This window comes from Flavobacteriales bacterium (assembly GCA_020435415.1).
Lineage (GTDB): Bacteria > Bacteroidota > Bacteroidia > JACJYZ01 > JACJYZ01 > JACJYZ01.
Genome location: JAGQZQ010000106.1, coordinates 1 through 9928, shown reverse-complemented (window position 1 = coordinate 9928; position 9928 = coordinate 1). Strand labels below are relative to the sequence as shown.

6 protein-coding genes are annotated in these 9928 nt (G+C 48.0%); 1 reads left to right on the top strand and 5 read right to left on the bottom strand.

Annotated elements, in window-relative coordinates; genetic code table 11:
• From KDD36_13295 to KDD36_13275, 5 genes are all read right to left on the bottom strand, one after another.
• A partial coding sequence (locus KDD36_13295; GenBank protein ID MCB0397623.1) for an MATE family efflux transporter occupies positions 1-1158 on the bottom strand: 1158 nt, incomplete at its 3' end.
• A gap of 123 nt (positions 1159-1281) precedes the next feature.
• Positions 1282-2922, bottom strand: coding sequence for a PKD domain-containing protein (locus KDD36_13290; protein MCB0397622.1), 1641 nt, complete (start codon positions 2920-2922; stop codon positions 1282-1284).
• The gene (locus KDD36_13285) at positions 2922-3584 is read right to left on the bottom strand and encodes a hypothetical protein (protein ID MCB0397621.1); all 663 of its coding nucleotides are present in this window, start codon (positions 3582-3584) and stop codon (positions 2922-2924) included. The genes KDD36_13290 and KDD36_13285 overlap by 1 nt, the downstream gene beginning before the upstream one ends.
• Before the next feature lie 448 nt (positions 3585-4032).
• Positions 4033-5022 (bottom strand): type IX secretion system membrane protein PorP/SprF, encoded by a 990-nt coding sequence (locus KDD36_13280; protein MCB0397620.1) that lies wholly within the window; start codon positions 5020-5022, stop codon positions 4033-4035.
• Between the two features lie 6 nt (positions 5023-5028).
• Positions 5029-6393, bottom strand: a complete 1365-nt coding sequence (locus KDD36_13275; protein MCB0397619.1) for a gliding motility-associated C-terminal domain-containing protein — start codon at positions 6391-6393, stop codon at positions 5029-5031.
• Positions 6394-6545: 152 nt separating this feature from the next.
• On the opposite strand from KDD36_13275, the gene KDD36_13270 reads away from it, so the two are divergent.
• Positions 6546-9728 (top strand): SpoIIE family protein phosphatase, encoded by a 3183-nt coding sequence (locus KDD36_13270; GenBank protein ID MCB0397618.1) that lies wholly within the window; start codon positions 6546-6548, stop codon positions 9726-9728.
• Positions 9729-9928 lie beyond the last annotated feature (200 nt).

Genomic DNA, 9928 nt, shown 5'->3' with positions numbered 1-9928 from the left:
AAAGGTGGCGATCAACATCGTGACCACCAATGCACGTGTTCGGGTGATGCCGATGAAAACACCATCGAAAATGAATGCCAGTGTGCTTGCCGGTGGCAGGATCGCCAGCCAGAATAAATAATCACCTGCGGCTATGATGACCTCATCTTTATCTGTGAGCCAGGAAATCATCTCCTGTCCGAACACCAGAAAAATGACGGAGAACAACAAGCCCAGACCATATCCCCAGCGGATATTCAACCGCACACATTTTTTGAGATTCGGAACATCTCCGGCGCCGTAATATGCTCCGGCGAGACTTTCAGCGGCGAATGCGAATCCGTCTATCGCAAATGCCATGAACATGCCTACTTCCAGCAAAAGAAGGTTTGTTGAAGCCAGGATGATATCCGAATCCGTGTATTGCACTTTGAAAAAGGAAAAGGCGAAAGCGAGGGTGGCGGTGCGGATGACCAGAGCGCCATTGACCTCAAAGTATCGTTTCATCTCCTGCATTAACCAAACGGCTTTACCGGCATACAGCGATTTCCATTCAGGGGTTGTTCTTAGAAAATAGAACAGCGAAACCGCCAGTCCGACGTATTGCCCGATAACCGTTCCCAGTGCCACACCTTCTTCCTTCATATCTAATCCATACACCAGGGCAAGACTCATCACCGTATTGATACCATTGATGACGATGGTCAGAATCATGGCAATGGAAGCGCGTTGCTTTCCGAGGAAGTATCCTATGAAAACAAAGTTGGCAACGGTAGCGGGTGCCGCATAGATTCGCACGCTGAAGTAGTGCCTGGCAATCTCTGTGACATGAGCGTCAGCATGAATAAGCCAGAAGGAAAACTCCGCAATCGGCCATTGGCAGGTGATCAGCAAAAATCCGGAGATCACCGCTACAGCAAGTCCCCGTAGGACCACGGAAAGTTCTTCGGTTGAATCTTCTCTGCCAAATGCCTGTGCAACAAGACCGGTGGTAGACATGCGTACCACCGCGAGGTTCCAGTAGATCATGTTGAACACCACGCCTCCGATGGCAATTGCCGCGATGTAGTCGGTGGAATCCAGGTGGCCCATGATGGCGGTATCCACAAGGCCTAGCAGCGGCAACGTGATGTTGCTTATGATATTCGGCAATGCCAGCTGGATGATACGCTTGTTCAAAGCACCGGATTATCAGACAAAGGTAGCGTGAATACGAATAACTTTTTGCATGTTCAATGGGAGGACGGCCGCAAAAAAAAAGCCGCCCACAAGGGACGGCTTTTTCAGAACGGATAACGTTGATTAGTGCGACACCACGATGCGTTGGGTATGTGTGGCTTGACCCGATTGCACCTTCAGGAGGTATACCCCTTCCGGAAGCTCACCGGTTTGTACGGAATACGTAGCCTGACCCTGACTCACCTGCTGTATGCTGACGGTCTGACCAATGGCGTTGAGCAAGCTGATCTGCGCATTCTCCGTGATCTGTCCGAGCCTAACATATACGGCCTGGTGTGCAGGATTCGGATAGATGGCCACATCAACGGAAGGCTCATTCAATCCGGTATTGGTGGTGCATCCTTTTTTACGAACAGACCAGTCGTAGAAATAGTAGTAATAGTTCAACTCATCCGGCGCGATTACATTGGACTTGGTAAGGTCAACAAGGTTATTGCTTGCGCCGTCGGTGATGTTGTAAGGGTATGATGGACCCGCATTGTTACGGTACATATCCACCAGACTTCCGGTCACCTTGATGAAATAATTGTTGCCCTGAGGGATGTCAAAATTCAAAGTGACCCGTCCCTGACCTGAGTTGATGCTCACATCTTTTGAAACGAGCAGGGTGCCGGTAACGGTACCATCGGTGGTATTCGCTGTGGCATTGGCAATCACATCGATGGTGCGTGTACCACTGCTGTTGGCATCCACCCAAACAGATTCCAGGATGATGTCTGTCTTTGCATCGAAGAAAATTCCACGGATATCATTGGAGGTGAAGTAGCCACCACCACCAAAGGAATTATCTGCCGGACCACCCTTGGCAGATGCATATGGACTTCCGGTGCCTACCGTGATGTATGCCGTTTTGGTCTCGGTGTTGTTGCCATAGCTGTTGGTCGCCGTAAGTTCCACTGTGTAGTTTCCGGGTGATGAATAGGTATGGGATGGGTTTTGTTGGGTGGATGTTTGATTATCCCCAAACTTCCATGCCCATTGGTTTGGCGCATTGGTAGACTGATCCGTGAATTGTACGGTCAGGGATCCGCAGCCATCTGTTACGCTGGCAACAAAATCTGCAACAGGGGGAACGCTGGTCACACATTCACCGTTGTCAAGGCAGTTCCGGCTGCTCTTATGGTTTGCAATGGAGTTGGTGGATTGGGATCCCCAGGTTTGGTTGCTACCGCTTAGGGAAGGATACATGATATAAGTACTGCTGCTATTATCATGATCACATGACCAGTTGTGTCCCATCTCGTGTGTCTGGTCCACCGAGTGGTATTGAAGATTGTTTCCCCATCCTGAGTAATACTCCATGACTCCATAACGGTTGTTGGTACATACGGAGGTGAGCCATGCCAGGCCGATCACACCGCTGTTGTCAAAGTCCCTTGTGGAATAGAGTGATCCCTGGTCATGTGTTACACTGAATCCATTGGGACCCCAGCTGGTGAAGTTGTCGAGAAGTGTTTGTGATGAATTACTGCTTCCCCAGGTATTCTGGTTGCTGGATTCAGTAAAGACTTCCACCACCTTGTAGTCAAGTTCATGTTGATCGTAAAATCCATCTACATAATTAAAGATGTCGAGCAACCGTGTTTCACCGGCGGTAGCGCCACCTGCCTGGTTGATAAATCCGTAGTCGCCCGCAATGGCAATCTCCACACATTTATAGGCAAGATTTGATTTGGCATAGGATACGCCTGACGTTCCCTGCATTATTTTTTCGCCAGGTTCTGATCCTGATTTTGATCCTGAAGGTCTTTGTACTCACGGATGTTGTTAGGCGAGTAGTCCGGAGCTTCAGGATGACCGCCGCAGCCGACACCCATATCCACGAGGTCCGCCACTTTGTACACAACCACATCATTTTGTGAATTCTTATTCAGGTTGTTTTCAAAGATGGATACGGACTGGAGGGACCATGCCACACCGTTTGAATGAATGATACCTTCAATGTGATTCTCACGGATGTTGATACGCACCCAGTTGTTCCGGTCGCCATTCACATAACCTGCATAGGTGGATGTCGGAGCGGGCTCAAGAAATTGGATGCCATTGTCCGTGGCTGTCCGGTGAACATATTGAGGTGCCCTGAGTTCATTTTTCCAGATCACGAAATCCCAGGACTGATCACCGAAATTGAATTGAAATTCGGACTGACTTTCTGCTTCAAGAACATGTCTGAAGAAGGCTTTGTCGTCAATCCGATATACATCAAATCGAGGCGTCTGTCTGCTTATCTCCGGATACTGTGCTTCACGGGCTTCCGGTCCGCTTTCCGAAGAAAATACACGCTGCCCGTCAAAGGAGGGTTTCTGCGCGTTGGCTGTTGTTGTAAGCATGGCCACTGCTATGCATACGGGTAGAAAGTTTCTCATAGGTTAGGTTTTGGTTTGTAGGTATGTTGCCAATTAATCTCTCAATGAAATACACTTCTTGCCATAGACTGGCATAATATAAAACACGAATAGCTAATAAGTAAGAAGAGGATTAACCTCCGGATAAGATATTCCCTATGCGTCTTAAGGGAACAAATAACTCGTACCAACCGGGTTAAATTTAGTGGAAATGATTTTTTAATGCAAGTAGGATAGATGCCGTGGTGTGATTCCGGATGCCAAAAAAAAGAACCCCGGCATCAGTCAGGTGGGAAAATGTCCGGGGTTCTTCGCATCATCGGTTGGTACGTGCATCACATAAGTGAGGTAATAGAATCCTCCGATGTTAGGATTCTATATAAAGACGCTCGGGTATACCCAAAAGTTGCATGACCCCCCAAATTTTTTTTTGAGAGCTTCAGAAATCTGAAAGTTGATAGGGGTGAGTCTATTGATAGGCAGGGCAATTGCCGCTCTTCTTCCCGTTTCCTCCTGAACCCATTCCATTGCTTCCGCGACCACACGGACTCCAGCTAAGTACAATCTCATGCGTATTGTTACTTACAGCCGCAAGGGGAGAAGTGGTGATATCATAGGAATAGCCCAGCCAGAACTCATAGGTAAGACGCAGTCGCAACAAGGCAGCGAGGGCATCCTGATGACGGTAGCTGGCACCCAACCCAACCCGTTCGGAAAGATCAACCATAAGATTACCATCGACAGATACCGGACTGGAAGGAGCCATCTTAGCCATCACCGATGGTGTGACAGAAACCCCGGAATGTGTAATGAACCTTCGTCCTGCCGTGAGATAGTAATGCCTGGAAAGATCACTTTCCGGTCCGTGAGCCTTTAGCTTGTTACCAAGTACATGCTTGAATGAGAGTCCGGCATAAGAATTTTGTGATGTATACCAGATTCCCGGCATTAACTCCGGCAATACCCAGGATGTGGATGCCTGATCAATGGCAACATCTTGTGTCGGGGTGATCAATTCATTCGCTCTGAAGCGGTAGTACTGTACCCCCAGGAAGACACCGAACGATAACCAGGATTTTTCCTGAACCTTAATATGGTAAGCATATGCAAAATTGATATACATCTGTGTGCTTGGGCCAATCTTATCCCTGTTGATATACGCTCCGATGCCATGTTTTCCTCTTTGTCTGCCATTGCTTTTGACCTTTAACGGTCCATGCGCGCTCAGATAAAACGTATTCGGTGCGCCGTCGAATCCAACCCACTGTGTTCTGTATCCCAGCTTGAAGTCACGGCATTGAAAGCTTCCCGCTACCGCAGGATTCAACCCGAACTGGTTGAACATGTACTGCGTGTATTGCGGCGCTTGCTGTGCAGATGCCGTACCGAAAAACAATACACCCATCACAGTGGTAAGCATGAGTAATGATCTGCGTCGATTTGAAAATGGCCTTGTCATCTTGTTTTATCTTACAATGGTTACGATACCGCTTTTCTTTATTTCCTTTTCATCCCAACCGGTAACATCCAGCACATAAAAGTAGGTAGCCTCCGGCAAGGGTGATCCATGAAACTTTCCGTCCCACCCATCTTCATTGGAATATTCTTCTGATTCAAAAACCAGCTGTCCCCAGCGGTTGTATACCACCACTTTGTGGCTTTTGAAAACTTCTATTCCTGCAATGGTCCACAGGTCATTCACTCCGTCATCATTCGGTGTGAATGCATTGAAAGGATACAGGAGGGTTTCCGGGAACTCGCATTCAAACGGCACCTCTGCGGAGGTTTGATACATGCAGCCATTCACGTCTCTTACCATAATCGGATAGGTGCCGAGCTTCAGGTCAGGATAGTAAAACTGACTGGTAAAGCTGTTTCCGCCATTCATCGATATCTGGTAGGGGGCCACACCTCCGCTAACATTATTAAGGTCTATCACCAATTGGCCATAGGCCACGCAAGTATGGGGTGTGACTTCCACAGGCACATTGGTGATCGGATTATCTATACCTACATATAAATAATAAACCTCGAATTTGCATAAATCGCTGTCGTAAATTGAAAGTGAATACACCGCAGAAGGCAGGTTGTCAAATGTATAAGGCAGGGAAGTTACATCAACAGAGTCCCCATTGCTAAGTGCCATGTGGAATGGTCCGGTACTGCCTTGAATATTTGTAATAAAAATGGTTCCGTCATTCAATCCGCAGGTTGTATTGGTGGTACCGATGTTGACCTGCTGGATACTCCCCTTGATCGGTACGGTGACTGCTGCTTTCCAGGAACATCCGTTGTCATCGATGACCTCTATGGTATATATACCCGCTTCCAGATCAGTGAACACACTGTCCTCCTGAACTGTTCCGGAGTTAAGGATATATGTGAAAGGGGGCGCGCCACCGGTCACGTCATGCACCGTAACTGAACCGTCCGCCGTATTGCAGGTGGCGGAGTCCGGCGTAGCCTCGGCCATTACATTGGATACGCTGAATACGGCATAACCCGTGTCAGTCGCAGCAGGCTGACAATTGGTCGAAGAGATCACCACTGCCATGACCGTGTCTCCGTCCTGAATGGAATTGGATGAGAAGGTGGTGCCGTTTGAAGCGTATGCACCGTTCACGTACCAGACATAACTGGGGTTATTGCCTGAATTGGTGCTATTGGCCATGATGTCCACCGTGTTGTTGTTGCCACATAGCACATACCCCGGGCTGATCAGGAGCTCGAGACTTACGTCGCATGAGTCCTGAGCCATAGAGAGCCCTGAGCACAAAACGAGCATGAATGCGGCTATGTGCCGGAATAGTTTGAAAAAGTCAGAAGGCATGAGTTGTTTAGTGTCAGATTGTAAAAATACGACAAAAAAAGCGAAAACCACTACTATGAAAGGCGATTGGTTGATAACACCCCCATGTTCATATCGTATTTCAATATCGCAAAGTGCGGTTGAGGGCCACATTATTTTGTTACTTTAAGGCCATGAATTCAATCCGACGGATCATCCTCGTTTTCAGTATGCTGTCTGTGGCTGTCTCCTCCCGTGCGCAGATTTATGATTTCCGTAATCTGTCGGTGGAGGATGGTCTTTCGCAATCGCAAGTGCTCAGTCTGCTTCAGGATAACCGGGGTGCCCTGTGGTTGGGTACCAATGGTGGGGGTGTGAACCGGTATGATGGAACAAGGTTTGAGATACTTACCCATACCGAGGGGTTGGCCGATAATGTGGTATTCTCCATTGCCCAGGACCTGGATCAGAAATTATGGTTTGGTACAAAAAGCGGCCTCAGTGTATATGATGGCCACGCATTTATAAACTATACCACCGATAACGGCTTGCCCAGTGAACGGATTTACAAGGTACTGGCAGACCGCAATGGCAACGTTTGGGTGGGTACCGCCAAAGGCGTAGCCATTTGGAACGGTGAATCGTTCCGATCCTTCGAGTTCAACGATTCATTGATGAACGGCCTTGTGTATAGTATGTATGAGGACAGCAGAGGCAGGATATGGATCGGCAGTTTCACAAATGGTGCCCTCTGTTATGAAGACGGTGCGATCAAAATATTCTCCAGGAACCAGGGGCTGCGGGATGTCAGGATCCGGTGCGTGACAGAAGATGCCCACGGAAGTATATGGCTGGGAACATCCGACGGACTGTATAAGGTTACCGAAGGGTTGGTAGAGGAAGTGCAGGTGCCGGGTCTGAAAGATGAGCAGGTCTCTATTACCGGACTTCTGTTAGACCGCCAGGGCGTTTTATGGGTATCTACCTATGAGGGTGCTTTCTCCTATAATGGAAAAACGTTCACCCACATCGATGAGAATTCCGGTCTGGCATCCGATAATATATGGACGCTGATACAGGATCAGGAAGGAATCATATGGTTTGCAACCAGTGGGAAGGGTGTGTCCGGACTGCGAAGCCAACGTTTTATCAACTTTGATGCAGATGCTGGACTCTCCGGTGAATTGGTTTATAGCCTGTTCGAAGACCGCAGGGGAGCCATGTGGGTTGGGACAGAGGATGAAGGCCTGAGTCGTTTGACTTATAGCGAAGATTCCGGATGGAAAGTGGATCCTTTGAACGACATACCCGGTGTGCCGAGCGGACAGGTATGCTCGATGGAGGAAGATGCGCAGGGAAGGGTTTGGGTCGGTGTGCGGCGTGGTAAAGTTCACATATGGGATGGAAAAAACTTCTCCACATCAAATTTCGGGTTGGAAGCGCTGAATGGAGAAGACGTCTATGACATTACAAGAGATCGTTTTGACAGGATGTGGCTCGCTACATTCCATGGTGTGTATGTGGTTGAGAATAACAAAGCAACTAAACTCGAAATAGATACCAGCTTATTGCCCGAAGCGCGCAATGCCATTTATTGTATTTATGAAGATCTGGATGGATCTATGTGGTTTGCGACCGACCAGGGGGCGATAAAGAATAACGGGAAATCATTCCAGCATTTTACAAAAAAATCGGGTTTGACCGATGGCCGTGTCCGAACCATACTGAAAGACCATGAAGGTCATATGTGGTTCGGAACAGATGAAGGTATTTTTACATTTAAAGACGGTAGCTTTAAGTCTATCCGTCAGTCTAACGGACTGTCCTCCGATAAGGTATATCTCATGCACTTTGACCGGCGTGGTTATCTGTGGCTCGGTACCAACCGCGGTCTGGATCGCATTAACCTGATCACTTTATGGCAAACCGATTCATTGGCCATACGCCATTTCGGAAAATCAGAAGGGTTTCTTGGTGTGGAATGTAACTCAAATGCAGTTTTTGAGGATCGTCGTGGCGCCATTTGGTTCGGTACGGTCCGTGGCGCAATACGGTACCAGTTTAAAGATGATATCATTAATAAGAATGAACCTCACACCACCCTGCTTGACCTGAGGCTTCGATCCAAGGCTTTTGACTGGAAAGATTACGCTGACTCCATTGAAGCCAGGACCGGTCTGCCATACAACCTTACCCTGCCACACGATATGAGGCATCTGACCTTCTATTTTGAAGCCATAAGTCTGATGGCGCCGGAAAAGGTGCGATACACTTACATGTTGGAAGGACTCGAAAACGTGTGGAGCATACCTACAGAGAAAAGAGATATTGCCTTTCCGTATCTGCCATCAGGCAAATACACCTTCAAGTTAAAGGCATGCAACAGCGATGGGGTCTGGAATAAGGAAGCCGTGGAACTCGGCGTGATCATCATCAAGCCACCGTTCTGGCAAACGCCGTTTTTCTACATTATATGTACGGTAGCTGCGGGTTTGCTGATCCTGTCTTTTATCAAGTATCGTGAACGCAGATTAAGGCAGGAAAAAAGAGTACTTGAAGAAATGGTGGATGAACGCACGCGGGAAGTGGTTGAACAAAAAGAAATCATTGAAGCCAAAAACAAAGACATTACCGATAGTATCAATTATGCGAAGAGAATTCAGGAAGCGCTGCTGCCTCCGGCAAACCTCACCAGCAATGCGTTCAGTGAGTCTTTCGTGCTGTATCAGCCAAAAGATATTGTAAGCGGTGATTTTTATTGGTTCGGGAAAAAACAGGACGTGACCATTCTGGCAGCGGTGGATTGTACCGGGCATGGTGTGCCTGGAGCATTCATGTCTATGATCGGTCATAATCTTTTAAACCAGATCATTCTGGAACAGGCCATCCTGGATCCAGGGAGAATCCTCACCGAACTCAACGTGCGCCTTAAACAGGCGTTCAAACAAAGCAAGCGGATGACCGATACAAGAGATGGTATGGATATGGCTTTATGTGCCGTACTTCCCTCTGAAAATAAACTGCTCTTTGCCGGCGCCATGCGACCTCTTTACCTATACCGTGGAAATGATTTCGAGGAGATCAAAGGGAACAAGCAAGCCATTGGTGGTTTGACAGAAGATGAATTCGCCTTCACAACCCATGAGCGGAAACTCCAGTCCGGAGATCGGTTTTATATATTCTCGGATGGGTATGCAGACCAGTTTGGCGGTCCCGCCGGAAAGAAATTCATGAGCAAACAACTCCGGAAGATCATGGCGGAAAGCGCCGGCGTGAGTATGGAAGATCAATTGACCGTTTTTCACAGTGCCGTCCAGAAATGGAAAGGCAACGAAGTGCAGGTGGATGACATCCTTCTGATCGGGGTCAGGTATTAGTTTTCTAAAATCAGTGTTCTGTAACGGATATTGTTCCGGTTCGATCGTCAACGACGGAACATGCATATCGCGTTATACCGACCGTCAATTTTCATAAATTTGTCACAGGTCCCCCAGACTTGAATAAAAAAAGGACATACCCGACCATTTTTTGGTTACTGACTTGCCTGGTCATGATCGGCGGGCAACATCGTGTATGG

What these genes read in the sequence shown, in the direction of transcription:
- KDD36_13290 (MCB0397622.1), bottom strand. Translation starts at nt 2,922, where the DNA reads ATGCAGGGAACGTCAGGCGTATCCTATGCCAAATCAAATCTTGCCTAT.
- KDD36_13285 (MCB0397621.1), bottom strand. Translation starts at nt 3,584, where the DNA reads ATGAGAAACTTTCTACCCGTATGCATAGCAGTGGCCATGCTTACAACA.
- KDD36_13280 (MCB0397620.1), bottom strand. Translation starts at nt 5,022, where the DNA reads ATGACAAGGCCATTTTCAAATCGACGCAGATCATTACTCATGCTTACC.
- KDD36_13275 (MCB0397619.1), bottom strand. Translation starts at nt 6,393, where the DNA reads ATGCCTTCTGACTTTTTCAAACTATTCCGGCACATAGCCGCATTCATG.
- KDD36_13270 (MCB0397618.1), top strand. Translation starts at nt 6,546, where the DNA reads ATGAATTCAATCCGACGGATCATCCTCGTTTTCAGTATGCTGTCTGTG.